Source organism: Massilia forsythiae (genome assembly GCF_012849555.1).
Lineage (GTDB): Bacteria > Pseudomonadota > Gammaproteobacteria > Burkholderiales > Burkholderiaceae_D > Telluria > Telluria forsythiae.
Window position 1 is genome coordinate 1,616,302 of the sequence record NZ_CP051685.1, and the last position, 25,755, is coordinate 1,642,056.

Genomic DNA, 25,755 nt, shown 5'->3' on the forward strand with positions numbered 1-25,755 from the left:
CGCTTGCGCAAGGGCGGACCCGGGCAACCGGGTCCGCCCTTGCTGCATCTGGCGCCCGTTTCGCTGCCTGGCGCGGATGCAGTCGGTTAAAATGCATCTTCCGAGCCACTTCGCACGACCGTTCATGACTTCACCGCTGGACTCCGCCGCCGTTGCCCGCTACCTGGCCGACCATCCGCAGTTTTTCGAGGAGCACGTCGAGCTGCTGGGCGAAGTGAAACTGTCGAGTCCGCTGACCGGCCGCGCCATCTCGCTGCAGGAACGCCAGATGGAAGTCATGCGCGCCAAGTACAAGGCGCTCGAACTGCGCATGGCGGAATTGATGCGGCGCGGCGAGGAAAACACGGCGATCGCCAACCGTTTCCATGGCTGGACCCAGCAATTGCTGCGCACGGCGGCGCAGGCCGATACCTCGGCCCCTGTAGCGGCGCCGGCGGCCATGCCGGACGCCGTGGTCGATGGCCTGGTCACGCATTTCATCGTGCCGCGCGCCAGCCTGCGCCTGTGGAACCTGGCCGCGCCGTACGCCGGCGCCTGGTTCGGCGCCGGCGTCAGCGACGACGTGCGCCTGTTCGCCAACAGCCTGCGCGCGCCGTATTGCGGCCCCAACAAGGATTTCGAAGCGGTGCGCTGGCTCGACGACGCCGCCACGGTGCGCTCGACCGCGCTGATGCCGCTGCGCGCCGGCGGCAGCGCCTTCGGCTTGCTGGTGCTGGGATCGCCCGATCCGGAACGCTTCAGCGCCGCCATGGCCACCGACTTCCTGGTCCATATCAGCGAGACCGCCAGCACTGCGCTGGCGCCGCTGCGCAAATAGGCATGGAAATACGCGCCGCCACCGGGGATATTGCCGCCGTCGACTGGCCCGGCCGCTACCTGCTCGAGCTGGCCACGCAGCGCCAGTTGTCGGCGCATACGATCGGCGCCTACCGGCGCGACCTGGCCGAACTGGCCAAACTGGCCGATGCCGGTCCCTCTCCCGACTGGCTGCGCATTTCCCACTTCGATATCCGGCGCTGCGCTGCGCGCCTGCATGCGGAGGGCCAGAGCCCGGCCTCGATCGCGCGCAAGCTGTCCGGCTGGCGCGGCTTTTTCGACTGGCTGTCGCGCCAGTTGCCGCTGGAAGCGAATCCGGTCGAGGGTATCCGCGCGCCGCGCCGCGCGCGCCGCCTGCCCAAGGCGCTGGCGGTGGACGATGCTGTCCAGCTGATGGAAGGCAATGCGCACGGCCATCCGGACGCGGCGCAATTGTGCAACCGCGCCATGTTCGAACTGCTGTATTCGAGCGGCCTGCGCGTATCCGAACTGGCCGGCCTCGACGTTCACCATGTGGCGGCGCGCGATGGTGCACCGGCCTCGCTCGGCTGGCTGGAGCTGGCAGCGCAGGAAGTGGTCGTCACCGGCAAGGGCAGCAAAATGCGCCGCGTTCCGGTCGGTGCGCCGGCATGCGACGCCTTGACGGCCTGGCTGGGGGTGCGTCCGCCGGCGCGCGACGGCAGCCAGGCGCTGTTCCTGTCCGAGCGCGGCACCCGGGTCAGCCCGCGCGTGGTGCAATTGCGCCTCAAAGCCCATGCGCTCAAGGCCGGCACCCCGGTCCACGTGCACCCGCACGTGCTGAGGCACTCATTCGCGTCGCACCTGCTGCAATCCTCGGGCGACCTGCGCGCGGTACAGGAACTGCTCGGCCACGCCAGCATCACCTCGACCCAGATCTATACCTCGCTCGACTTCCAGCACCTGGCCGCGGTCTACGACCGCACCCATCCGCGCGCCAAGAAACGGGATTGACGCCGAGGCGCGATGCGCCGGCGCGTCCTGGCCCGGATGGCAACCCGGACCCGGCCGGTGGTGAGCTTCGGTAAATTCCGGCATAATCGTCCGATTCTCCGCGGTGGACGCGGCATCCAGATCGAAGAGCGACATATGGAATTGATTCCCAGCACCATCCTGACCGGCTTCCTCGGCGCCGGCAAAACCACGCTGCTCAACCGCATCCTGCAGGAAGAACACGGCCTCAAAATCGCCGTCATCGAAAACGAATTCGGCCAGGAAAACATCGACAACGAGATCCTGGTGCAGGATGCCGGCGAACAGATCGTCGAGATGAACAACGGCTGCATCTGCTGCACCGTGCGCGGCGACCTGATCGTGGCGCTGACGAACCTGGCGCGCAAGCGCGACGCCGGCGAGATCCGGTTCGACCGCGTGGTGATCGAAACCACCGGCCTGGCCAATCCAGGGCCGGTGGCGCAGACCTTCTTCGTCGACGAGGAAGTCGGCGCCCATTACCTGCTGGACGCGGTGGTGACCGTGGTCGATGCGCGCCATGCGATGGACCAGCTCGACCGCCATGAGGAAGCCCAGCGCCAGGTCGGGTTCGCCGACAAGATCCTGTTGTCCAAGACCGACCTGGTCGATGTCGCCGCCCTGGAGGCGCTCAAGGCGCGCATCCGCCGCATCAATCCGCGCGCCCCGATCAGCACCTCGGATTTCGGCCGCGCGCCGATCGGCGACGTGCTCGACCTGCGCGGGTTCAACCTGAACGACAAGCTGGAACTGGACCCGGATTTCCTCGCCACCGACGACGGGCACGGGCATGCGCACGGCCATGGACACGACGGCGATCACGCACACTGCGACGAGGAAGGACACGTGCACACCGAAGCCTGCCATCATGGACACGACCACCACCATTCGCACCACAGCGACGATATCGCCGCCTTCGTGTTCAAGAGCGAGCGGGCATTCGATCCCGAGCGTCTGGATCAATTCCTCGGCAGCATAGTACAAGTGTTCGGGCCCAGCATGCTGCGCTATAAAGGTGTGCTGTCGATGGAGGGCGCGGATCGCAAGGTCGTATTTCAAGGCGTGCATCAAATTATGGGCAGCGACCTCGGTGCAAAGTGGGCGGATGGCGAAGCACGCGGCAGCAAGATGGTGTTTATTGGTAAAAATTTACCAAAAGATGTGTTTATCCGCGGACTGGAACAGTGTTTGGTATAAACTACTGCGGTTCTGCATGACCGCTTCGACAACTCGGCGATCGTCGACGGGCGCTGTTTTGGCGGGCGCTGGCAGCACGTACAAACATGTATGATTCAGGTCGCAATACTTTCTTTAAAGCACAACCAGTTCTGCTCAGAGCCTCCACCCGGAGCCGAGGCGGGACCGGCGGGGTGAGGTCGACGCCCGCCATTACGGCAGCCTGCCGGTGCATGCCGCAAACCGTGGCGAGTGCCGAGTTAGCTGATAAAATGGAAACTCTGTCGTATCAAAGGTAAGTGAAGTCATGACTAAAACAACGAAACCGAATACCGTTGCGCAGCCCGAAGAACGCCTCCTGACGGAAGAAGAAATTCGGGCGATGAGCGACGAGGATTACATGAACCCGGCCCAGCTGGCGTTCTTCAAGAACCGCCTGCAGGAGCTCGAAAAGGAGCTGCTGAAAAATGCCGGCGAGACCACCGAGCACCTGCGCGAAACGGTGCTGGTGCCCGATCCGGCCGACCGCGCCACCATCGAAGAAGAACACGCGCTCGAACTGCGCACGCGCGACCGCGAACGCAAGCTGCTCAAGAAGGTCCAGCAATCGCTGGCCTCGATCGAGTCCGGCGAATACGGCTGGTGCGAGGAAACCGGCGAGCCGATCGGCATCCCGCGCCTGATCGCCCGTCCGACCGCGACCCTGTCGCTGGAAGCCCAGCAGCGCCGCGAACTGAAGCAGAAGCTGTACGGCGACTGAGCGCCGCCAAGCGCAGCAGCCCACGCGATCCGCGTCAGCATACAGGTGAAGCAACGAGAGAGCATGTGCATCGCACATGCTCTTTTTGTTTGCACCGCATGCTATGCAATACGCAAAATAATTTCCCATGGGATACACTGTGATCAGCTTGGCGGATGCTTGATGCAGCGCAGGCGTGCGCAGGGCCTACCCCGCGCCGCCATGCTACTGTCTCGACCGGCGAACGAGGGTAGACGAGGAGCGACGTGGGGCTTTTTTCCTTCCTGAAAAAAAAGCAGAATCCGTCCGTGCAGGCGGCGGCACACGCACGCCCGGCCGATGCCGGCGCACGCCCGGCCCTGCCCGGTAATCCGGTCACCCGTATGCCGCTCGACACCGAAGCCGAGCGCGAACGCCAGCGCGAGATCGCACGCGCCACTGCCGCCAAGATCGACGCGATCGAGCTGGAGATGACATCCGACATCTTCGACGACGAGCCGTGGACGTTGCCGCGCCGTGCCCCGGCGGCGGTACCGGCTGCGGCGGCAGACGCGCCCGTGTCGGTCATTCCGGACGGCGCCGCCGGCCCCGACACCGATGCCCTGTTCGGCGCCGCAGGCATGCCGGACAGCGTCGTCCAGCCGTCGAGCGCGCCGGCGGTCGAGGAAGCTGCGATCCTGTATGCCAACGGCCAGGCCGATGCCGCCGAGCACTCCCTGCGTGCCATCCTGTCAGGTACGAGGCATGACCGCCTGCCCTGGTGGATGCTGTTCGACCTGTACCAGGCCGGCGCCCGTGAAGAAGCGTTCGAGAGCATCGCGATCGACTACGCCAGCCGTTTCGAGACTTCGCCGCCGACTTACCAGCCGCCGTTCATGGCGAACACGGCGGCCAGTGCCGGGACGCTTGGCAATGCCGGCGCCCGCAGCGGCTTTTCCGGCGTCGCCCCGACCGCCAGCCTGGGCGGCCGGCTCGATGCCGGCATCGGCGCGCAACTGGCGCGCGTGCTGGCCCCCTCTTCCGCGGCCGTGGTGCGCTTCGAATTCGGCGCCATCGCCTCGGCCACCCCCGAAGGCTGCGCGCTGCTGCTCGATGCTCTGCAGACCCTGCGCCGCGCCGGGCGCGAGCTGGTGCCGGCCGGCGCCGAACACCTGGCCGGTGTTTTGCGCCCGATGCTGGCGATCGGCGAGCGCGGCGCCGGCCAGGCGCCCTGGCTGCTGCTGCTCGAACTACTGCTCCTGATGAACCGCGAAAAGGATTTCGAAGAGACGGCGATGGATTACTGCGTCACCTTCGAAGTCTCGCCGCCCTCGTTCGAAGCGCCGCTGCGCAGCGCGCCCAGGGTCGGCGCCGCGCCGTTGCCGCCGGCTGCCGGCGACCGCTTCATGTTGCCCGGCATCGTCGAAGGCGACAGTACGGCGCTGCTGGACGCGATCGATGCCTATGCCGGCGTACCGGACGAGGAGGCCGCCATCGCGGATGCCGCCGACATGCCGGCACCGCCGCCGCGCCCGCCGCTTGTACTGGACTGTTCCCGCCTCGCGCGTATCGATTACCACGCCGCCGGCGCCCTGCTGGCACGGCTGCGCCGCCATGCCGGCGGCGGCCGCGCAGTCGAACTGCGCGACGTGAATCACCTGGTGGCGGCGTTGCTGCGGCTGCTGGGCAGCGGTGCGCAAGTGCGCTTGTATGCGCACCGCTATTGAGCGCCTGTCATGGCAGACCGGATGAACAAAGGCGGCTGTGCCGGGACCGGCGCCGGCGCGGCTATCCATGTGCCCGATATTACCGCATGGAGCGAGCCGGGCTGAACGCCCGGCGAACAAGCCGCCGCGCCGGTCACGTCCGCCCTGCCCGTTCCAGTCGCTCATCCTTATCGTCTTGCAATTTGTTGTGCGATCCCCACTTGCGGAGAGCAGATCAATCACGAGGCAAATATGGAACAATTTCACGGCACGACGATCCTGAGCGTCCGGCGCGGCAACCAGGTTGCGCTGGGTGGCGATGGACAAGTCACCCTGGGCAACGTCGTCATGAAGGGCTCGGCGCGCAAGGTGCGCAAGCTCTACCAGAACAAGGTGTTATGCGGCTTTGCCGGCGGCACCGCCGACGCGTTCACCCTGCTCGACCGCTTCGAGGCGAAGCTGGAAAAGCACCAGGGCAATCTGCTGCGCGCCTCGGTCGAACTGGCCAAGGATTGGCGCACCGACCGCGTGCTGCGCCGCCTGGAAGCGATGCTGCTGGTGGCCGACCGCGAAAAGACCCTGATCATCACCGGCAACGGCGACGTGCTTGAACCCGAAGACGGCGTCGGTGCCATCGGTTCGGGCGGCATCTATGCCCAATCGGCCGCCAAGGCGCTGCAGGAAAACACGGAACTGCCCCCGGCGGACGTGGTCAAGAAGGCGCTGACCATCGCCGGCGAGCTGTGCATCTACACCAACATGTCCCACATCATCGAAACCCTGGAGTAAGCGGCGTGAGCAAGAACATGAACAGCATGACCCCTTCGGAAATCGTTTCCGAACTGGACAAGCACGTGGTCGGCCAGGGCAAGGCCAAGCGCGCGGTATCGATCGCGCTGCGCAACCGCTGGCGCCGCCAGCAGGTGGACGAGCCGCTGCGCCACGAGATCACGCCGAAGAACATCCTTATGATCGGTCCGACCGGCGTCGGCAAGACCGAGATCGCGCGCCGCCTGGCCAAGCTGGCCGACGCGCCCTTCATCAAAGTCGAGGCGACCAAGTTCACCGAGGTCGGCTATGTCGGCCGCGATGTCGACACCATCATCCGCGACCTGATCGACATCGGCGTCAAGCAGACCCGCGCCAGCGAAATGAAGAAGATGCGCCAGCGCGCCGAAGACGCCGCCGAGGACCGCGTGATCGACATCCTGGTGCCGCCGGCGCGCGATTTCGGCTTCAACGTCAGCGCCCCGGCCGGCGATGCCAAGGAAGGCAGCGGCGGCGACACCACGCGCCAGACCTTCCGCAAGCGCCTGCGCGAAGGCGCCCTCGACGACAAGGAAATCGAGATCGAGGTGGCGGAATCGGCGCCGCAGATGGAAATCATGGCGCCGCCGGGCATGGAAGAGATGACGGAGCAGATCAAGTCGATGTTCTCCGGCGTCGGCGGCGCACGCAAGAAGGCGCGCAAGATGAAGATCAAGGACGCCCTGAAGATCCTGGTCGACGAGGAAGCCGCCAAGCTGGTCAACGAAGACGAGATGAAGCAGAAGGCGATTGCCAACGTCGAGCAGAACGGCATCGTCTTCCTCGACGAAGTCGACAAGATCGCGTCGCGCTCGGAACACGGCGGCGCCGACGTCTCGCGCGCCGGGGTGCAGCGCGACCTGCTGCCGCTGGTCGAGGGCACGACGGTGAACACGAAATATGGCATGATCAAGACCGACCACATCCTGTTCATCGCCTCGGGCGCCTTCCACCTGTCCAAGCCGTCGGACCTGATTCCGGAACTACAGGGCCGCTTCCCGATCCGGGTCGAGCTGGAATCGCTGTCGATCGAGGATTTCAAGAGCATCCTGACTTCCACCGACGCCAGCCTGACCAAGCAGTACGAAGCGCTGCTGGCGACCGAGGGCGTGACGCTGTCGTTCGTGGAAGAAGGCATCCATCGCCTGGCCGAGATCGCCTACTCCGTCAACGAACGCACCGAGAATATCGGCGCGCGCCGCCTGTACACGGTGATGGAAAAGCTGCTGGAAGAAATCTCGTACTCGGCCAGCGACAAGTCGGGCAATACCCTGGTGATCGACAGCGCCTACGTCAACGAACGGCTCGACAAGCTGGCGGAGAACGAGGATCTGTCGCGCTATGTCCTGTAAGCGTCACGTGTTGTAACGGAAAGGAAGCGGCAATGGCAAACAAGGCGCTGGCGACCCGCCAGAAAATGCGGCTGCGCGTGGAGCCGGCGCCGCCCCTGAAACCGCGCAACCCGTTCGCGGGCTTCGCCAAGCAGCGTGTGGCCGGGGCGCACGCGAAACCCGAGGCCAGCGAACGGCTGGCGGCCAAGCGGGCCTTGAAAAAGGCCGGGCTGGCGCCGGAAGACGACTGAACGCCTGCCGGCGCCCGTGCACGCCGTCCGCGTGTGCGGCGGCGTGCCACCGCCGGCCGCACCGGTCTCCGCCCCGCCACACCGGCGGCGGCATCATCAAGCCAGGATCAAGGCATGCCGCATGCCTTGAACACGCTTCCACTCTTCTGTACATTCGTTATCTCCAGTAACGAACCCATACGCCATGAGCTCTCCAGACATGCTGCTGGACATCCTACGCGCCGAACTGCGCGCCACCGGCATCACCTATAAAATGCTGGCCGAGCGCATCGCGATGAGCGAGTCGAGCATCAAGCGCATGTTCGGCCAGAAGGACATGACCCTGTCGCGCCTGGCGCAGATCTGCCAGGCGGCCGGCATCGCCCTGGAAGACGTGCTGCGCCGCGCCGCCGATGCGCGTCCCCGGGCCGCTACCCTCACCCTGCTCCAGGAAAACGCGCTGGTCGCCAATCCGCGCCTGCTGCTGATGGCGATCTGCTGCCTCGGCCACTGGACGCTGGAACAAGTACTGGAAACCTATCGTTTGACGCAGGCCGAATGCATCGGCCTGCTGGTGGAACTCGACCGGCTCGGCGTGATCGAACTGAAACCGCTGAACCGCTACACGCTGCGTGTCTCGAACGCCTTCCGCTGGCTGCCGGACGGCCCCGTACAGCGCTTTTTCGGACAGCATGTCATCGGCGATTATTTCAACGGACGCTTCGACGGCGCCGGCGAAACCCTGATGTGCCTGCCGGCACGCCTGTCGCTGGCCAGCGCTGCCGAAGTGGCCGAACGCATCCACCAGTTGGCGGCCGACCTGGCGAGATTGCACCGCAACGACCGCCGCCTGGCGCCGCAGGAGCGCGACGGTTTTACCTTGCTGGTCGGTTTTCGTTCATGGGAGCTGGCGGCGTTCACCGCGCTGCGGCGCCAGCCTGAGGCCGCAAGCGCGGCAGCGGCGCCGCTGAACGGCTCGCCAAGCAGCGAAACGGCGAGCAGCGGAACGACGACTATCGGGCCTGCGGTCAGCGGATAAACCGCTACCGGGCGATTACTGGGGGCTACTGGGGGCTACTGGGTCGGCGGCACCTGGCTGACCGGACTGTTGCCCGAGCGGCTCGGCGGCGCCATCTGCACCGGCGCGCCTTGCTGGTTGTTGCCACCCTGCGCCGGCGCCTGCCCTGAAGGACCGATCTGGCCGCTGCCCGGCAATTGCTGCGACACCGCACCCGGCGACAGCGGCGGCTGCGGTTGCCCGCCGCCGACATTGGCCGGCGCGGCGTCCGCCGGCACCGGCGCGCCCAATGCCGGACTGGCTTCGGTACCGGCGGGGGTCACCGGCGTGACCGACGGCGCCTGCATCGCCATGCCCGGATTGGGTACCGCGGCGCCGGGTGCGCCGCCCATCGGCGCCGCCGCCTTGGCGTCCGGCGCCAGGTCGACCCGCTTGACGATGCCGTTATCCGACAGCATCACGTAGCGCGGATGGACTTCCTTCAAGGTGATCCCGGGCGACAGTTCGCGCCCCAGGCGCAAGGCCTTCGGCGGCGCATTGTCGGCCACCAGGATCGCCACGCTGTCGCGGCCGGCCGAAACCACGCCGGTGAGCTGGTAATTGGTTGCGCTGGCCACCGCGATCTGGCCGCCGAACAGGGTAGCGGCGGCATCCATCGGCGGGTCCGGCATGGCCGCCAGCGGCACCGCGGCGATCGGGCGCTGCGGCGGCTGGACCAATTGCATGATCCAGTAGGCGAGCGAGGCCGCCAGCACGAGCATGGCGAGCAAGCTCATAAGTAAAGGCAAACGCTTGTTCATGGGTGTCCTTCAGCGCACCAGCTGGTTGATTTCAATGATCGGCATCAGCACCGCCAGCACGATCAGCAGCACGACCAGGCCCATGGCCAGGATCAGCACCGGCTCCAGCAGGCCGGCGATGGTCAGCGTGCGCCGCTCCAGGTCGGCCTGCTGCGAACTGGCGGCGCGTTCCAGCATCGCCGGCAATTCGCCGGTGATTTCGCCGGCGCGGATCATGTGCACCAGCATCGGCGGAAAATATTTTTGCGCCGACAAGGCGCGCGCCAGGCTGGCCCCTTCGCGCACGCTGCCGGTGGCCTGCTCCACCAGTTCCTTCATGGCCACGTTGGACAGCGTCTCGCGGCTGGTATCCAGCGCGCGCAGGATCGGCACCCCGGAGCCGGTGGTGATCGCCAGCGTGCTGGCGAAGCGCGCGGTGTTCAGGCTGCGCTCGAACTTGCCGTACACCGGCGCATTCAGCAGCCAGGCATGCCAGCGCCGTTTCAGTACCGGATTCTGCAGCGCGCGCCGCCACATGAACCAGGCCGCGATGACCGCCAATCCGACATAGATGCCGTAAGCGCGCGTAAAGTTCGAGACGCCCAGCATGATCACGGTCAGCACCGGCAATTTCTGCTTGGTGTTGGCAAATACCGAGACGATCTGCGGCACCACATAGGTCAGCAGGAAGATCACGATCGCGAACGCCACCACGGTCACGATCGCCGGATAAGTAAAGGCCAGGCGTACCCGCTGCACCAGTGCGTTGCGGCGCTCGATGTAGTCCGCCAGGCGCGACAGCACGCGCGCCAGCTGGCCGATCTGCTCGCCGGAAGTCACCAGCGCGCGGTAGATCTCGGCGAAGTCGCGCGGGTGACGCGACAGCGCACTCGAGAACGAGGCGCCGCCCATGACTTCCGAGCGAATCGAGGCGATCAAATCGCGCACGTAGGGGCGCTCGGCCTGCTCCAGCAAGGCGGTGAACGCCTGTTCCAGCGGCAGGCCCGCTTCCAGCAGGCTGGCCAGCTGGCGCGTGAACAGGGCCAGCTCGACCTGCGACAGGCGCTCGCCAAAGCTGCGCGCGCGTGCCGCGCCGCTGTCGTCGACCTGGGCCGCGATGGCTTCCACGTTCAGCGGCGTCAAGCCCTGCAGGCGCAGGTCGGCGCGCGCCGCGCGCGGGCTGTCGGCGTTGAGCACGCCCTTGCGGGTCACGCCGCCGTTGTCGACGGCTTCGTAGCGAAAGGCCGGCATGCGTCAGTCCGCCTTGGTCACGCGGACCAGCTCGGCTTCAGTGGTGACGCCCTCACTGACCCAGCGCTCGCCGTCGTCGCGCATGGTATGCATGCCGGACGCCAGGGCGGCATCGCGGATCTCGGCTTCGGACACGCGGTTGTGGATCTGGGCGCGGATCTGCTCGTTGGTTTCCAGCAGCTCGTACACGCCCACGCGGCCCTGGTAGCCGGTGTGGCCGCAGCGCTCGCAGCCGACCGCGATCCAGTGGCCGCCTTCCTGCTTCTTGCAGTACGGGCACAGCTTGCGCACCAGGCGCTGCGCCATCACCCCCAGCAGCGAGGACGACAGCAGGAACGGCTCGATGCCCATGTCCAGCAGACGGGTCACGGCGGAAGCGGCGTCGTTGGTGTGCAGCGTGGCCAGCACCAGGTGGCCGGTCAGCGACGCCTGCACCGCGATCTGCGCCGTTTCCAGGTCGCGGATCTCGCCGATCATGATCACGTCCGGGTCCTGGCGCAGGATCGCGCGCAGCGCCTTGGCGAAGGTCATGTCGATGCGCGCGTTCACCTGGGTCTGGCCGATGCCGCCCAGGTCGTACTCGATCGGGTCTTCCACCGTCATGATGTTGGTGGTCGAGGCATTCAGGCGCGACAGCGCCGCGTACAAGGTCGTGGTCTTGCCCGAACCGGTCGGGCCGGTCACCAGCACGATGCCGTGCGGCTGGTTGATCAATTTGTCGAAGCGCGGCAGCAGGCGCCCGCTCATGCCCAGGTGACCGAGGTCGAGCCGCCCCGCTTCCTTGTCCAGCAGGCGCAGCACGGCGCGCTCGCCGTGGCCGGTCGGCAGCGTCGAGACGCGCACGTCGACCGGCTTGCCGCCGATGCGCAGCGTGATGCGGCCGTCCTGCGGCAGGCGCTTCTCGGCAATGTCCAGCTGCGACATGATTTTTATACGCGAGATCAAGGAAGCGTGGATCGCTTTACGCGGGCGCACGATGTCGCGCAGCGCGCCGTCGATGCGGAAACGCACCACCGAGGTCTGCTCGAACGGTTCGATGTGGATGTCGGACGCGCCTTCGCGCAGCGATTGCGTCAGCAGCGCGTTGATCATGCGGATCACCGGGGCGTCGTCGGACGATTCCAGCAAATCCTCGATCGCCGGCACGTCCTGCAGCAGCCGGGTCAGGTCGAGGTCGGCATCGAATTCATCCGCCACCTGCGAGGCGTCGCCGCCGCCGCCCTGGTAGGCGGAAGCGATCGCCGCTTCCAGTTCCGCGCGTTCCATGCGGCGCAGCGCGATGCGGCCGAAGCGGCGCGAGACTTCCGCGATCGCGGCCGGCTTCGTGGCATTCGAGACCAGCACTTCGACGGCTTGCGCCGGGTCGCCGTTGGAACGCGCCAGCACGCCGTAGTCGCGTGCGAATGCGTAGGGCAACAGGTTATTCATGGTTCCTCAATTCTGCTGGACCGGCGTGGCCGGGCGGTATTCGTTGCCGCTCGGCGCGATGACCGTCGGCACGTTCTGGGCCGGCGCCGGGCTGCCCGCCTGCCCCGGACGGTAGCCGCCGTCGGCTTGCGGGCGCGCCGGCTGGCGCGCGCCGGCGCCGGTGGCCTGGCCCGGACGCGCCGCCACCGGCGCCGGCGGCGGGACGTTCGCCATGAGCCCGTTGTCCACCGGCGGCTGGCCGTTGGTCAGCGCCGGCAGCACCGGCGCGCCCAGGTTGCGTACCAGCACGCTGTTGTCGACCGGCTGGGCCTGCTGGCCGGCGGCGCGCATGTAGTCGTAGCGGTCCATCGACAGGCTGTTGTTCTGCTCTTTGCTGCGCACCACCACCGGACGCAGGAATACCATCAGGTTGCGCTTGTTGCGGGTGCGCGTGCGGTACTTGAACAGGTTGCCGATCACCGGGATGTCGCCCAGGCCGCGCACGCGCTCTTCGTTGTGGTTCTCGTCGTCCGAGATCAGGCCGCCCAGCACGATGATCTGGCCGTCGTCGGCGATGATGTTGTTCTCGATCGCGCGCACCGTGGTGACGATGCCCGAGGTCGAGGCGACCGAATTGTCGATGCCCGAGTTCTCGTGGTAGATCGACAGCTTGATCGTACCCCCTTCGGAAATCTGCGGGCGCACTTTCAGCAGCAGGCCGATGTCCTTGCGGTCGATGGTCTGGAACGGGTTGCTGGAACCGCTCGATGCCGTGGTGAAGGAACCGGTCAGGATCGGGATGTTCTGGCCGACCTTGATGGTCGCCAGCTCGTTGTCGAGCGTGATGATGTTCGGCGTCGACAGGATGTTGGTGTCGCCGTCGGTTTCCAGCGCGCTGGCGACCGCGCCCAGGCCGAGCGCGCCGTTGATCTGGCGGAACAGGCCGATCGACAGGCCGCTCGGCAGGGTCGACGAGCTGATCGCGCTGCTGGTGCTGCTGATCCCGGAACTCGCCGCCACCGCCAGGTTGACGATGTTGCTGGTGCCGCTGCCGAACGATTGCAGGCCGCCGACGCGGTAGTTGCTGGTATCGCTGCCGGACAGGCCCACCCACTGCACGCCGAACTGGGACGCCTTGGCGGCGTTGACCTCGACCACCAGGGCCTCGATGTAGACCTGGGCACGGCGCACGTCGAGCTGGTCGATGACGGCGCGCAGGTTGCGGTACAGCGCATCCGGCGCGGTGATGATCAGGCTGTTGGTGGAAGCGTCGGCCTGGATGAAGCCGGAACCCTGGCCGCCGCCGGCGCCGCCGGACGTGGCCTGGCTCTGCTGGGCGAAGGTGCCGCCGGTGCCGCCGGCGCCGATGCTGCTCTGCTGGTTGTTGCTGTTCAGGCCGCCCGTATTGGTGCCGGTGCCCGTGGTGCCGGACTGGATCGAGCCGCCGGCGGTGCCCTGCTGCTGCACCGCCACCGCCGAGGCGTCCTGCGACACCACCGCGCGCAGCGTCTGCGCGACCTTGCTGGCGTCGGCGTTCTTCAGGTACACCACGTGGATATTGCCGAGCTCCGAGGTCGGCTGGTCCAGCTTGGCGATCAGGCTCTTCGCCATGTTGGCGCGCGCGGCCGAGGGCGCGCGCACCACCACCGAATTGGTGCGGGCATCGGCCAGCACCGTGACGCGGCCGGAATCGCCGCCCGGGCTCGGCTCCATCAGGCGCGTGACCAGGGTCGCCACGTCGCTGGCGATGCCGTTGCGGATCGGCACCACGTCGAGGTCGCCGGTCGACGGCGCGTCGAGCGCGGCGATGATGCGCGACAGGCGGCGCAGGTTGTCGGCGTAGTCGGTGATCACCAGGCTGTTGTTGCCCGGATCGGCCATGATCGAGTTGTTGGGCGAGATCAGCGGACGCAGCACGGCGGTGAGGTTGGCCGCGGATTCGTGCTGCAGGCGGTACACCTGGGTGGCGACCTGGTCGCCGCGCACGCGCGAAGCGCCGCTGCCGACCTGGGTCGGCGACGATTGCAGCTTGGCTTCCGCCTCCGGCACCACCTTGGCGTAGCCGTCGGCGGTGACCACCGCATACCCTTGCAGGCGCAGCGCCGAGGTCAGCAGCTGGAAGGCCTGGGCCTTGCTCAGGGTCTTTTCGGACACCAGCGTCAGCGTGCCTTTTACGCGCGGGTCGATCACGAAGGTCATGCCTGTGTAGTGGCCGACCGCCTTGATCACCGATTCCATGTCGGCATTGACGAAATTCAGCGCGGCGCCGCTGCCGTCCTGGGCCAGCGCGGGCAGCGGCGGGATGGCGGTGGCGACCGTGCAGCACAGCATGGCGCCGGCCACGATACGGCGCAACGCCGGCAGTTGCCGCTTGCGGGGATGGGAAACTGCGTGGGTATTTTTCATCATCTGAACTCGAGTGCGATTATGTTCTTGCCGTTCACCATTCGGCGCTGGCCCAGCAGGTTGAGCAGGTTGCCCAGCGTGTCTTCGTATCCGTCGGCCGCCGACGCCTGGCCCGCGAAGCGCAGGCGGCCATTTTCCAGTGCTCCACTACCGGTCAGCACCAGGGCGCCGCGTACCGTGCGCAGGGTCAGGTCGGCCTGCTGGCCGCGCCAATCCATCGCCATCTCGTAGCTGCCCAGCGGTTTGATCGGGCTCATGCGCGAACCCATGTCGGTCATCGACAGCACCGTACGCCCGCTCACCGCCACTGCGGGGCCCTGGCGCGCGATGTCGAGCAGGTTCCACGACAGGCGGATGACGCCCGACGGCGCCAGCGTGTTGAGCGGCGCGCCCAGGCCGGACAAGCCTTCGGCCGGCAGCAGCAGTTCGCCGGCGCTGACCTGCCATTGCGACCAGCTGCCGCCGACGTGCACCGGCTGCGCCAGGGCTTGCGCGTTGGCCAGGTCGACGCTCACCGACCCGGCCAGTACCAGCGGCGACAGGCGCCAGGTGAACCGTCCCGGCAGCAGCGGCGTAACTGCGCCGCCTTCTCCCGGCGCACCGCCGATAAAGGCTGAGCCGCGCCACAGCGTACCCTGCGCATCCCCCAGAGTCAAACGGCCGCCGGTCTGCCGTTCGACCAGCGGCGCCAGCCAGGCCGCCGGCAGGAAGGCGAGAATGGTCAGCAGCACCGCCAGCACGACCAGCGTGCCCCACGCCAATAAACGCTTCATCGGGGCGCGCCGGTGTTCTGGCGCAGCGTCAGGCTGGCGTCGACCTGGCCGGCGGTCGGCAACGCATTGACCACGACGTCCTGCGCCAGCACGCGGTTGGCGCGGCGCTGCTCGTCGAGCCAGGCAGTGAGCCCCGAGAACGGCACGTTGTTCAACTGCAGCTTGATGTAGTCGCCGCTGACGGACAAGGATTGCGGATTCAGGCCGCGGCCCGTCAGGCTGCTGCTGACCGATTCGCGCGTGAGCGGCGCCACCTGGCTGGCAGGGGCGTGCGCCAGGCTGGCCGCTTCCTGCGCCAGGGCCTGCAGCTCGGCGGCCTGCTGGCGCAGCTGCGGCAGCTGGCGGCGCAGCTGGGTGCGGCCCTCGACGGCCGGGTCGACCAGCAGCAGGTACAGGATGGCCAGCAGCACGACGGCGCCGCCGACGGCCAGGAAGCGGCGCTCCTGCTCGGTGCGCGCGAGCCACAGCGCGTTGGCGCGCTCGCGGTACTGGGCGATGGTGGTGGCGAGGCTCATGGCTTGACTCCCGTGCTGCGGATGACCCAGGTGCCGGGCGTGGCTTCTTCCAGGCTCAGATGGCGCGCACCCAGGGCCGTGCGCAGTTGCGCGGTCAGACCGGGGTCGACCGTTTCGGGTTTGACTTTGACCGACAGGGCGCGTTCGCGGTATTCGATTGACGCAATGCCGGGTTGGCGCGGGCCGTTGCGCGCCGCTTCGCCGAAGGCCGCCGCCAGGTAGGTGAACTCGTCCGGCGCCACCTCGCCGCTGTTGGCGCGCGCGCCGGCGATGTTCTGGCGCATCTGCAGCACCGGGTCGAGGATCGCGGTCTGGTTCGGATAGACTTGCCGGAAGGTCTGGTTCATCGACTGGCGCACCGCGATCGATTCGCGCCGCAGGCGCAGCCAGTCGAGGTTCAGGCCGATCAGGTTGACGGCCACCGCCAGCAGCGCCAGGCGCAGCGGCCAGCGCCAGCGGCGCCAGTCGCGCGCCGGACTGCCGGCCGCGCCCAGGCCGCTCACCAGGTCGAGCGCGGTGCTCTTCGAGCCGGAAATCCAGTGCGCCCAATCGTCGGCTTCCAGCGTGACCGCGGCGCCGCCGTCTTCCTGCAGCAGCGCCTGGTACTCCCCCAGCTGTGCGCGCGGCACGTACAGCACCAGCGGCGCATCGCCGCCGAAGGCGCGCGCGTTCTGCAATACCACCGCCGGCGTGGCTTCCAGCGCCAGGCCGAAACCCTGGAACAGGCCCTGGCGCAGGGTCAGCCCGGCGCCGTCGACGGCGGCGCCGACGCTGCCCGGCTGCAGCGGCAGGCACAGTTGCGCGGGCAGCGCGGCCACCGCGCGCGCGCCCTGCGCCAGCAGCGCGCGCACGATGCCTTCCAGCCAGTCGCGCTCGACCACGGCGATGGGACGCGCCCCGTCCGGCTGCTCGGGCGCGGCCACCAGCACCGATTCGGCCGGGTCGCCCAGGATGTGTTCCTCGACCAGCCCCGGCAACGCCGCCTTCAAGCGCGCGCCCGACAGCGGCGGCGCCTGCACCGACAGCAGGTTGACGTCGGCGCCGGCCAGCAGCAATACCACGCGCCGGCTGGTGCCGACCAGGTCGCCCAGGTTGCGTAGCGGGCCTTCCCCCTGCTGCTCGATGACGCCGCCGTCGTTCACCAGGGCGAAGCGGCTCAGCGCATGCTCGCCGTCGGCCCTGGCCGGGTGCCGGATATACAGTGTAGTCAAACCGTCTCGCTTTCTTGTTTAGTTCTGGCGGATCCATACCACGTGGGTGCGGTTGCCCGGCCCCACCCCGGCCCCGCGCTGCAGCAGCGCCTCGGCGTCCAGCGCGGCCCGGTCCAGGCGGATGCGGCTGCTGACCAGGAACCAGTTGCTGGTCACGTCTGCTTCCACACTCGGCATCATCGTATGCCCGTTCAATTGGCTAGTGAATTTCCCGTAATCGTTCCATGGCGCCTGCTTGCGCCGCACCACCAGCGCGCTCGCCTCCGATACCGACATGTTCTGCACCAGCGCCGCCAGCACTTCCGGTGGTGCCGTGTTCACGTTGACCTTCGTACCGCGCTGCGGCAGCACGATCACGAACGGGCGCAGGCGCTCGACCAGTTCCGGCGTAAAACCCTGGATCGCCAACAGGTCGTCAACCTGCAGCAGTTGCATCGGCTTGCCGCTGACGGTACTGATCCTGGAGGTGGCGGTCGTGCCGCCATTGCCGTCGTTCGGGTTGGTCGTCGCCACCGGCGGCTGGGCGGCATCGACATAGGCGGCCACCTTGGCCGCCAGTGTGTCGGGTATGTTCACATTGCGCAATAAATTCCTGAAAATATCGATTTGCTTGGTATCAGGGCCGGTAGTGGGATCGGCCAAGTTGCGCAGGTTGTAGCGCGAGCACGCATCTGTGATGCCGCCGGACAGGCTGGCATCGAAATTCTCGCCCTGCACCCGCTCGCGCTCGATGTACTGGTCCAGGCGCGTGTCCGCCAGCGGCGTGGCCCAAGGCTGGTCCAGGCTGATATAGGGCGAGCTCTGCGCCATGGAATCGAGCACCAGCGTCGACCAGTCGAGCGCGCCGCGCAGGATCCACTTGGTCTGCAGGTGCAGCCGCTGGTTTTCCAGCGAGCGCACCTGCACCTGCTGCTGCCAGAACAGGCTGGCCACGATCGATACCGCCAGCGTGGTCAGCAGCAGCGCGGTGATGACGGCCACGCCGCGCTCGCGGCGCACGGGAAGTAAACGCCTTTTCATTGCGAACCCAGCAGGAAGAATTTGCTCAAGGGGACCTTCTGACCCACCTGCAGCAGCGCCACCTGCAGGCCGGTCGCTTCCAGCGATTGCGTGTTGCCGGCCGCTTGCCCCGGCTGTATTCCGGTACTGCTGACAGTGCTCACCGCCTGGCGCCAGCCGCCGCCCTGCCAGACCAGCACCTGCATGCCGGTCACGCCGCCCTGCAGCGTGATGGCGCCGCCGGTGTCGGCATCGGTGACGGCGTTCTGCCACAGCGCGTCGAGCTGCGCCAGGTCGCGCGTGGCGCCGGTTTCGCGCCGCACCACGGTGCCGTTGATGATGCGGTAGGCCACCACCTGCAATTGCGCCGGCTGGTTTTCGACGAACACGTCGCGCACCAGGGTGATGCGGTCGGTGCCGATCAGCAGGCGCGGCCGCTGGACCAGCACGTCGCTGTCGGCGATGTGCTCGCAATCGCTCTGCAGTTGGGCGAAGGCCAGCTGCATGCCGCGCGTGACTTCCATCTGGTCGGTCAGCGTGCCGCGGGCGCGCATGATGCCGTCCAGCCCGCGCCAGCCGAGCACGGCGACGATGGCCAGGATGCTGATCGCCACCAGCAGCTCGACCAGGGTAAAACCGCGTTGTTCTGGAACGGGGCGCATCAGGTTTTCCTCAACACCAGCTGGATCAGCTTGACGATGCGCCGGTTCGGATTCTCGATGTCGAACACGGATACCTCGACCCGGCGCAGGCGCGGGTTCGGGCTGACCAGCACTTCTTCCTGGCACACCAGCTTCAGGTCGCCCTGCGGGCAATCGAAGCTGCGCTTGCCGACTTCCGGGAATTCGTTGGCCAGGCGGATCTGGATCAGGCGGTTCTCGGCCGACCAGGTGGCCATCATCGACGTGCGCAGGCCGGCGCTGTTGGCGCTCAGGCTGCCAACCGCGCGCAGGCCGGCGCCGAGCGCGGTGCCGACGATGACCAGCGCCACCAGCACTTCGAGCAGGGTGAAGCCGCGCTGGCGGGCGCGGCAAGGGCGGCGACGACTATGAAAAATGCGGCGCATGTTCATTCGACCGTGAAGTGGCCGACGCCGTCGGCGCGCACGGCGACGTGGTAATTGCCGCTGGCCAGGGTCAGCAGGAACGGCTTGTCGACCGGTTCGCGGCCGAAGGTGATGCGCAGCGGATTGGCGGTGCCGGCGCTGGACGGTTCCAGCAGCAGGCTCACGGGCGCGTTGCGGAAAGGACGTTCGCGCAGCATGTCGTCGCCCGGAAGCGGTTCCCAGCGGGTTTCGTTGCGCACCAGGAAACGATAGCGCTCGCCATTGGCCTCGAAGGTGACCGGCCGGTTGCGCACGATGGCTTCGTCGCGCGCCAGCTGCAGCAGCAGAGATAAACGGCGCGCCTCGTCCTGCAGGTCCTGGCGCGGGCTCGGGATCACGTTGAGCGACACCATGCCCACCGTGATGCCGATGATGACCATGACGACCATGATCTCCACCAGCGTGAAGCCGGCGGTGTCGCGCCGTGCAGCGGCAGAAGTGGCAGTGCCGGGCGGACGGTTCATCGCGGTGCCACTCCTCGGGCCGGTATGCGCAGGGTTATCCGCTCGGTTGCCGGTGCGCCGGATTACTTGGTGGTATCCCAGGAACCGATGTCCGCATCTTCGCCGGTGCCGCCGGGCTGGCCGTCGGCGCCGAGCGAGAAGATGTCGAATTCGCCGTGCAAGCCGGGCGACAGGTATTGGTAGGCATTGCCCCACGGGTCTTTCGGCAGGCGCTCGATGTAGCCGCCTTCCTTCCAGCCGTTGGCGGCCGGGCCGCTGGTCGGCTTCTGCGTCAGCGCCGTCAGGCCCTGCTCGGTGGTCGGATAGCGCTGGTTGTCCAGCTTGTACAGGTTGAGCGCGGCCTTCAGGGTATTGATGTCGACCTTGGCGGCGGCCACGCGCGACTCGCCGGTGCGGCCCAGCAGCTTCGGCACGACCAGTGCGCCGAGAATGCCGATGATGACCACGACGACCATGATCTCGACCAGGGTGAAACCGCGTTGACGCTGCTGCTTCATGCGATGCGAAACGTTGTGCATAAGCTCTTAATTTGGTAGATGGTCGGAACAGCCGCTTGGGAGGCGATGCACATCGATCGGTCCATCGATCCCGGCAAGCGGTCAAGTATAAGGTGCAACCGTAAAGCAGGCTACCTTACAAGGTTTTCCAATTGTAAGGCAACCGCCGATTGTAAATCAGAAGCCGAGCCCGTGCCCCTTCTCAGGGGGCGGCGCGTGCGGCGCACACCGGACAGCAGGGATTGCGCGCCACTTTCATCTCGGTCCACGCCATCGCGCGGCCATCGAGCATCAGCAAGCGTCCCGCCAGCGACTGGCCGATACCGGCCAGCAGTTTCATCGCCTCGGCCGCCTGCATGGCGCCAACCACGCCGACCAGCGGCGCGAACACGCCCATGCTGCTGCAGGCGGCGTCCTCGAAGCGGCTGTCTTCGGGGAACAGGCAGGCGTAGCAGGGCGAAGCGGGATCGCGCATGTCGAACACGGATAATTGGCCGTCGAAACGGATCACGGCGCCGGCCACCAGCGGCACGCCGGCCGCGACGCAGGCGCGGTTGACGGCGTGGCGGGTGGCGAAATTGTCGCTGCAGTCGAGTACGACATCGGCCTCACGCACGAGTTCCGCAAGACGTGCAGGTCCGGCGCGCTCGCGCAAGGCGGCCACGTCGATCTCGGGATTGATCTGCAACAGCGCCTCGCGCCCGGACGCGACCTTGGGCTGGCCGATGCGCGCCGTGGCGTGCATCACCTGGCGCTGCAGGTTGGTGAGGTCGACCTCGTCGTTGTCGACCAGCGTGATGCGCCCGATACCGGCGGCGGCCAGGTACAGCGCGGCCGGCGAACCCAGCCCGCCGGCGCCGATCAGCAGCGCGCGCGCATGCAGCCAGCGCTGCTGGCCTTCGATGCCGACTTCGTCGAGCAGGATGTGGCGCGAATAGCGCAGCAATTGCTGGTCGTTCATGTCGATCTTGCGTACGCCGGATGCTACTGCGGCTACCTGCCGGGTGTCTGTCAACGGGTTGTCCATCACTTCTTCGGCGGTCCCTTGAGTTCCGGCGGTTTCTGCTCTTCGCCCGGCAACCGGGCGGGCGCCGGCTTGTCCTGGTCCGGGTCGGCCTTGGCCAGGTGCACCGGCAAGCCCTTGAAGTGGTTGATCGCCTGCGCCAACTGGAAATCGTCCTTGCCGCCGAATTCGAGCGGCGGGCTGTCCTTCAGCATGGCCAGCGCGCGCTGTTCCTCTTCCAGCTCGTCGCGCCGCTCGGCATTCTTGGCCGCGACCTTGGCGCTCGGTGCGCTCTTATCGGCCTCGTTGTCCAGGTGACGGTCGAGGTCGGCCTCGCGCACGCGCAGCGCGTTCAAGCCGTCGCCTTGCAGGGTTTCGTCGACCTTCAGGTCGGGCACGATGCCCAGCGCCTGGATCGAGCGCCCCTTCGGCGTGTAGTAGCGCGCCGTGGTCAGTTTCACGGCAGTGTCGGCGCTCAACTGGCGCAGCGTCTGCACCGACCCCTTGCCGAAGGTCTGGCTGCCCATCACGATGGCGCGCTTGTAATCTTGCAGCGCGCCGGCGACGATTTCGGAGGCCGAAGCCGAACCGGTGTTCACCAGCACCACCATCGGCACCTTTTTCAGCGCGGCCGGCAGCCTGGCCAGCGGATCGGCGCCGGCACGGGTCGCATAGAATTCGCGCCGGCCATAGAAGGTGGCGTTCGAGTCCGGCAATTGCCCCTTGGTCGATACGATCACCTCGTTCTGCGGCAAAAAGGCGGCGGAGACGCCGATCGCACTCGGCAGCAGGCCGCCGGGGTCGTTGCGCAAGTCCAGCACCAGGCCCTTGATGTCGGGGTTCTTGCCATACAGTTCCTGGATCTTGGCCACCATCTCGTCCAGGGTTTCTTCCTGAAACTGGCTGACGCGCAGCCAGGCATAGCCGGGCTCGATGATCTTGCCCTTCACGCTGGCCACGCGGATTTCCTCGCGCGCCACCGGCACCACCCAGGGTACGTCGGCGCCGCGGCGGGCGATGGTCAGCAACACCTTGCTGTGCGGTTCGCCGCGCATGCGCTTGATCGCCTCGTCCAGCGACAAGCCCTTGACGGGAACGTTGTCGATGCGCGTGATCAGGTCGCCCGCCTTGATGCCGGCGCGATAGGCGGGCGTGTCCTCGATCGGCGAGACGATCTTGACGTAGCCGTCTTCCATCGCGACTTCCACCCCGACGCCGACGAATTTGCCCTGCACCGACTCGCGCATCTCGGCGAAATCCTTCTGGTCCAGGTAGACCGAATGCGGGTCGAGCGAGGACACCATGCCGGCAATGGCTTCCGACAGCAATTTCTTGTCGTCGACCTTTTCCACGTAGTCGCTCTTGATCAAGCCATACACGTCGGCCAGCTGGCGCAGTTCGTCCAGGGGCAGCGGCGCAGCGGCGCCCGGCGCGCCGGCGCCCTGCTGCGCGAGCGCGGACAACTGCACGGTGGCGGCGGCGCCGGCGACCATGCCGATGCCGATCAGGCCGATGCTCTTGAGTTTATTGCCCATTAACTTATTCCTGAAAGGAAGGGAACCCCGCATGCCAGCGTCATGCGGGGTTCCCTGCTTCGCGATCTGAATTCGAGTGCTCGGGCTAGAAGCGGACCCAGCCTGCCGGATCGAAGGCCTTGCCCAGATGCCTGAGTTCGAAGTATAGCCCCGATTCCTCGTTGCCGCCGGTGTTGCCGGCGCTGGCCACGACCTCGCCCGGCTTGACCGCATCGCCGACGCGTTTCACCAGGGTCTGGTTGTTGCCGTAGATGGAGAGGTATTCGCCGCCATGGTTGACGATGATCAGGTTACCGTAGCCGCGCATCCAGTTCGCGAACACCACGCGCCCGGCGGCGATGGCGCGCACGTCGGTGCCTTCCGGCGCCTTGATGAACATGCCGCGCCAGGTCGGACCGTCGCCGCGCTTGGCGCCGAAGCGGGCCGCGATCTTGCCGCCGATCGGGGCCGGCATGCGTCCGCGCTGGCTCTCGAACGCGCCGCTCGGTGCTTCCGATGCCAGCGCGGTGTCGGGCGAGCGCGCCGGCGGCTGCGGCCTGGGTTCGACCTGCGCCACTTGCGGCTCTTCGCGCACCGGCGCCGGCGCGGGCACCGGCGCCGGCTTGACCGGCTTGCCGGTGCGCGCCGCCTCGCGCGCCGCGGCCTTGGCGGCTTCGCGCGCCAGCGCGGCCAGGCGTTCGCGCTCGGCCTGCTCGGCTTTGGCGCGCGCCAGCGCGCGCGCCTTCGCTTCGGCTTCGGCCTTGGCGCGCGCCGCGGCCAGCGCTTCCTGGCGCTTGCGCTCGGCGGCAGCGGCGGCTTCCTGTTCGCGGATCAATTGGGTCAGGCGATCGACCAGGCCGCTCATGCGTTGTTCGTCGCGCTCCAGGCTGGACGCTTCCTTGCGCTGGGTAACCAGCTTGCTCGACAGGTTCGCCAGCAGCGAGGCGCGTTTCGCCTTTTCCTGCTCCAGCAGCGTTTTCTGGTCGCGCTGTTCGCCGGCGATTTCCTCGAGTTCGTCCTTGGCGTTCTGGGTCTTGGCGTGGTTCGCCTCCACGGCCGCCAGGTTGCCGCGCAAGCCATCCAGCAATGTCGCCTGCGCTTGGGACACGTAGGACATCATCTGCAGGTCGCGGTTGATGCGGTTCGGGTTGTCGCCCGACAGCAGCAGCTTGATGCGGTCTTCGTTGCCAGACACATAATGCTCACGCAACAGCTTGGCCAATTGGCGCTTTTGCGCCGCGATCGTGCCTTCCAGCCGCGCCTGCTCGTTATTCAATTCCTTGAGCTTGTCGTTGGTGGCGCTCTGCTCGTCCGCCAGTTCGCGCAGCGCGCGGTTGGCGTTCGAGATCGACTCTTCCGATTCGGCCAGCTCGTCGGCGGCGTCTTCCTTTGCGCTCTCGGTGCGCGTGATGTCCTTCTTGAGGGCGCCCAGCTTTTGCTGGATGCCGGCGCGCTCCGCTTCGGCGGCCGCCTTCTGCTTGCTGCGCTCGGTGATGCGCGGCGCGGCCGCACGCATGGCGTCCTGCTTCGGCGTGTTCTGCTTGGCTGCGCTTTGCTTCGCGCCATTGTGCCGCGGCTCGTTCTGATGCGCCTCGGCCGCGTGCGGCGCCGCCTGCGCGCCGCCGCCGATGAACGCCAGGGCCAGCGCCAGCAGGCCACGCAGCAGCGTGCCGGCGGCGCCCTGCCCGGCGCCGCCGGCCGACTTCATTGCAAGTACACGCAAAACTTACTTTGCCTTCCCTTGGTTGGCCACGGCGGCCATCTTGGCGGCGATCGCTTCCTGGTCGCCCAGGTAGTAATGGCGGATCGGTTTCAGGTCGGCATCCAGTTCATAGACCAGCGGCGTGCCGTTGGGGATGTTCAGGCTGACGATGTCGTCGTCGCTGATATTGTCGAGCATCTTGATCAGGGCGCGCAGGCTGTTGCCGTGGGCCGAGATCAGGATTTGCTTGCCGGCGCGGATGGCCGGGGCGATTTCCTCGTCCCAGCACGGCATCACGCGCGCCACGGTGTCCTTCAGGCATTCGGTCAGCGGGATGCTGCCCTGGTCCAGGCCGGCATAGCGCGGATCGGCGAACGAGGTGCGCGGATCGTCCGCTTCCAGGCTCGGGGGCGGGGTATCGTAGCTGCGGCGCCAGACCAGCACCTGCTCGTCGCCGAACTTGGCGGCGGTTTCTCCCTTGTCCAGGCCCTGCAGCGCGCCGTAGTGGCGCTCGTTCAGGCGCCAGTCGTTCTTGATCGGCAGCCACATCATGTCCATCTCGTCCATGGCCAGCCACAGCGTGCGGATGGCGCGCGTCAGCACCGAGGTGTAGGCCAGGTCGAAGGCGAAGCCGGCTTCGCGCAGCTGGCGGCCGGCGGTCTTCGCTTCGCCGATGCCCTTTTCCGTCAAGTCGACGTCGGTCCAGCCCGTGAAGCGGTTTTCCAGGTTCCAGGTGGATTCGCCGTGACGCATGAATACGATTTTGTACATAAGCTCTTCGAGAAAAAAGTGTGCAAAAAGACGCCCGGAACAAGCTGCCGCATGTTGCCATGGCGGTTTTTCCAGGCGCCCGAAATACCGGCCTCGCTTCTATTTTATAATGCGATGATTCAGTTCAACCAACGGAACCTTCGTGAAATTCATCCTCGACCATCTTCTTACTGTTGCAATTGCCGTGATTTCCGGGGGCGCCCTGCTGTGGCCCGCCCTGGTGCCGCGCGCGCGGCGCGCTTCTCCACTGCAGGCAACCCAGATGATGAACCGCGGCAGAAGCACCGCCGTGATCGATGTGCGCAGCGCTGAGGAATTTGCCGCCGGCCATTTGCGCGACGCGAAACACATTCCGCTGGCAGACTTGGCCAACCGTACCGGCGAACTCGACAAGGTGAAAGTCAAGACCGTGATCGTCGTCGACCAGGCGGGCAACCGCGCCGACAAGGCCGCGCGCCAGTTGAAAACGGCCGGGTTCGAAGACATCTATTGCCTGGAAGGCGGTGTCACGGCCTGGACCGCCGCCGGCATGCCTCTGACCAAATGATTCAAGTGAAAGGAATTAC

General features: G+C 66.9%; 26 protein-coding genes. 10 read left to right on the forward strand and 16 right to left on the reverse strand.

From position 1 onward, the window contains the following. The first annotated feature begins 124 nt into the window (after positions 1 to 124). The 9 genes from HH212_RS06910 (at position 125) to HH212_RS06950 (ending at position 8,813) form a co-directional block, all read left to right on the forward strand. Complete coding sequence (locus HH212_RS06910) at positions 125 to 817, forward strand: DUF484 family protein (RefSeq protein ID WP_169434736.1); 693 nt, start codon at positions 125 to 127, stop codon at positions 815 to 817. Positions 818 to 819: 2 nt separating this feature from the next. Continuing rightward, entirely contained in the window at positions 820 to 1,788 is a 969-nt protein-coding gene (locus HH212_RS06915; RefSeq protein ID WP_169434737.1) for a tyrosine-type recombinase/integrase, read from the forward strand. 135 nt (positions 1,789 to 1,923) lie between these two features. After that, on the forward strand, positions 1,924 to 3,003 hold the full coding sequence (locus HH212_RS06920) for a CobW family GTP-binding protein (RefSeq protein WP_169434738.1): 1,080 nt from the start codon (positions 1,924 to 1,926) through the stop codon (positions 3,001 to 3,003). A gap of 286 nt (positions 3,004 to 3,289) precedes the next feature. Next, a complete protein-coding gene (gene dksA / locus HH212_RS06925; RefSeq protein ID WP_169434739.1) occupies positions 3,290 to 3,742 on the forward strand; it encodes an RNA polymerase-binding protein DksA in 453 nt (150 codons plus the stop codon). Positions 3,743 to 3,987: 245 nt separating this feature from the next. Then, positions 3,988 to 5,427 carry an STAS domain-containing protein gene (locus HH212_RS06930; RefSeq protein ID WP_169434740.1) on the forward strand — a complete coding sequence of 480 codons (1,440 nt, stop codon included), beginning with the start codon at positions 3,988 to 3,990 and terminating at the stop codon, positions 5,425 to 5,427. A gap of 231 nt (positions 5,428 to 5,658) precedes the next feature. Beyond that, a complete protein-coding gene (gene hslV, locus HH212_RS06935; protein ID WP_169434741.1) occupies positions 5,659 to 6,195 on the forward strand; it encodes an ATP-dependent protease subunit HslV in 537 nt (178 codons plus the stop codon). Positions 6,196 to 6,221: 26 nt separating this feature from the next. Continuing rightward, on the forward strand, positions 6,222 to 7,565 hold the full coding sequence (gene hslU / locus HH212_RS06940) for an ATP-dependent protease ATPase subunit HslU (RefSeq protein ID WP_370663932.1): 1,344 nt from the start codon (positions 6,222 to 6,224) through the stop codon (positions 7,563 to 7,565). Positions 7,566 to 7,597: 32 nt separating this feature from the next. Next, positions 7,598 to 7,795, forward strand: a complete 198-nt coding sequence (locus HH212_RS06945) for a hypothetical protein (protein WP_169434742.1) — start codon at positions 7,598 to 7,600, stop codon at positions 7,793 to 7,795. Positions 7,796 to 7,979: 184 nt separating this feature from the next. Next, a complete protein-coding gene (locus tag HH212_RS06950; protein ID WP_169434743.1) occupies positions 7,980 to 8,813 on the forward strand; it encodes a helix-turn-helix domain-containing protein in 834 nt (277 codons plus the stop codon). Positions 8,814 to 8,848: 35 nt separating this feature from the next. On the opposite strand, the gene HH212_RS06955 is transcribed toward HH212_RS06950, so the two are convergent. The 16 genes from HH212_RS06955 to gpmA all read right to left on the reverse strand — a co-directional run bounded on the left by HH212_RS06955 (position 8,849) and on the right by gpmA (position 25,189). Then, a complete protein-coding gene (locus HH212_RS06955) occupies positions 8,849 to 9,592 on the reverse strand; it encodes a hypothetical protein (protein WP_169434744.1) in 744 nt (247 codons plus the stop codon). Positions 9,593 to 9,601: 9 nt separating this feature from the next. Then, positions 9,602 to 10,822 carry a type II secretion system inner membrane protein GspF gene (gene gspF / locus HH212_RS06960; RefSeq protein WP_169434745.1) on the reverse strand — a complete coding sequence of 407 codons (1,221 nt, stop codon included), beginning with the start codon at positions 10,820 to 10,822 and terminating at the stop codon, positions 9,602 to 9,604. Between the two features lie 3 nt (positions 10,823 to 10,825). Continuing rightward, positions 10,826 to 12,250, reverse strand: coding sequence for a type II secretion system ATPase GspE (gspE, locus tag HH212_RS06965; RefSeq protein ID WP_169434746.1), 1,425 nt, complete (start codon positions 12,248 to 12,250; stop codon positions 10,826 to 10,828). Between the two features lie 6 nt (positions 12,251 to 12,256). Further along, positions 12,257 to 14,638: a type II secretion system secretin GspD gene (gspD, locus tag HH212_RS06970; protein ID WP_308633249.1), complete on the reverse strand. Its 2,382-nt coding sequence runs from the start codon at positions 14,636 to 14,638 to the stop codon at positions 12,257 to 12,259. Next, positions 14,635 to 15,408, reverse strand: coding sequence for a type II secretion system protein N (gspN, locus tag HH212_RS06975; RefSeq protein ID WP_169434747.1), 774 nt, complete (start codon positions 15,406 to 15,408; stop codon positions 14,635 to 14,637). Before gspN ends, gspD begins: the two co-directional genes overlap by 4 nt. Continuing rightward, positions 15,405 to 15,923 (reverse strand): type II secretion system protein M, encoded by a 519-nt coding sequence (locus tag HH212_RS06980; protein WP_169434748.1) that lies wholly within the window; start codon positions 15,921 to 15,923, stop codon positions 15,405 to 15,407. Before HH212_RS06980 ends, gspN begins: the two co-directional genes overlap by 4 nt. Continuing rightward, positions 15,920 to 17,134, reverse strand: a complete 1,215-nt coding sequence (gspL, locus tag HH212_RS06985; protein WP_169434749.1) for a type II secretion system protein GspL — start codon at positions 17,132 to 17,134, stop codon at positions 15,920 to 15,922. The genes HH212_RS06980 and gspL overlap by 4 nt, the downstream gene beginning before the upstream one ends. An 18-nt stretch (positions 17,135 to 17,152) precedes the next feature. Next, on the reverse strand, positions 17,153 to 18,154 hold the full coding sequence (gene gspK / locus HH212_RS06990) for a type II secretion system minor pseudopilin GspK (protein ID WP_169434750.1): 1,002 nt from the start codon (positions 18,152 to 18,154) through the stop codon (positions 17,153 to 17,155). Then, on the reverse strand, positions 18,151 to 18,795 hold the full coding sequence (locus HH212_RS06995; RefSeq protein WP_169434751.1) for a PulJ/GspJ family protein: 645 nt from the start codon (positions 18,793 to 18,795) through the stop codon (positions 18,151 to 18,153). Before HH212_RS06995 ends, gspK begins: the two co-directional genes overlap by 4 nt. Then, a complete protein-coding gene (gene gspI / locus HH212_RS07000) occupies positions 18,795 to 19,199 on the reverse strand; it encodes a type II secretion system minor pseudopilin GspI (protein WP_169434752.1) in 405 nt (134 codons plus the stop codon). Before gspI ends, HH212_RS06995 begins: the two co-directional genes overlap by 1 nt. 2 nt (positions 19,200 to 19,201) lie before the next feature. Next, entirely contained in the window at positions 19,202 to 19,702 is a 501-nt protein-coding gene (locus HH212_RS07005; protein WP_169434753.1) for a GspH/FimT family pseudopilin, read from the reverse strand. A 62-nt stretch (positions 19,703 to 19,764) separates the two neighbouring features. Next, a complete protein-coding gene (gene gspG, locus HH212_RS07010) occupies positions 19,765 to 20,199 on the reverse strand; it encodes a type II secretion system major pseudopilin GspG (RefSeq protein ID WP_169434754.1) in 435 nt (144 codons plus the stop codon). A 202-nt stretch (positions 20,200 to 20,401) separates the two neighbouring features. After that, positions 20,402 to 21,160, reverse strand: coding sequence for a HesA/MoeB/ThiF family protein (locus HH212_RS07015; RefSeq protein ID WP_170205314.1), 759 nt, complete (start codon positions 21,158 to 21,160; stop codon positions 20,402 to 20,404). 65 nt (positions 21,161 to 21,225) lie between these two features. Next, positions 21,226 to 22,737, reverse strand: a complete 1,512-nt coding sequence (locus HH212_RS07020) for a S41 family peptidase (RefSeq protein WP_169434755.1) — start codon at positions 22,735 to 22,737, stop codon at positions 21,226 to 21,228. Between the two features lie 85 nt (positions 22,738 to 22,822). Further along, positions 22,823 to 24,232, reverse strand: a complete 1,410-nt coding sequence (locus tag HH212_RS07025) for a murein hydrolase activator EnvC family protein (RefSeq protein WP_170205315.1) — start codon at positions 24,230 to 24,232, stop codon at positions 22,823 to 22,825. Between the two features lie 210 nt (positions 24,233 to 24,442). Beyond that, complete coding sequence (gene gpmA, locus HH212_RS07030; protein WP_169434756.1) at positions 24,443 to 25,189, reverse strand: 2,3-diphosphoglycerate-dependent phosphoglycerate mutase; 747 nt, start codon at positions 25,187 to 25,189, stop codon at positions 24,443 to 24,445. Positions 25,190 to 25,331: 142 nt separating this feature from the next. Between gpmA and HH212_RS07035 the strand changes: the two genes are divergently transcribed. Then, a complete protein-coding gene (locus HH212_RS07035; protein ID WP_169434757.1) occupies positions 25,332 to 25,736 on the forward strand; it encodes a rhodanese-like domain-containing protein in 405 nt (134 codons plus the stop codon). The last annotated feature ends 19 nt before the right edge of the window (positions 25,737 to 25,755 follow it).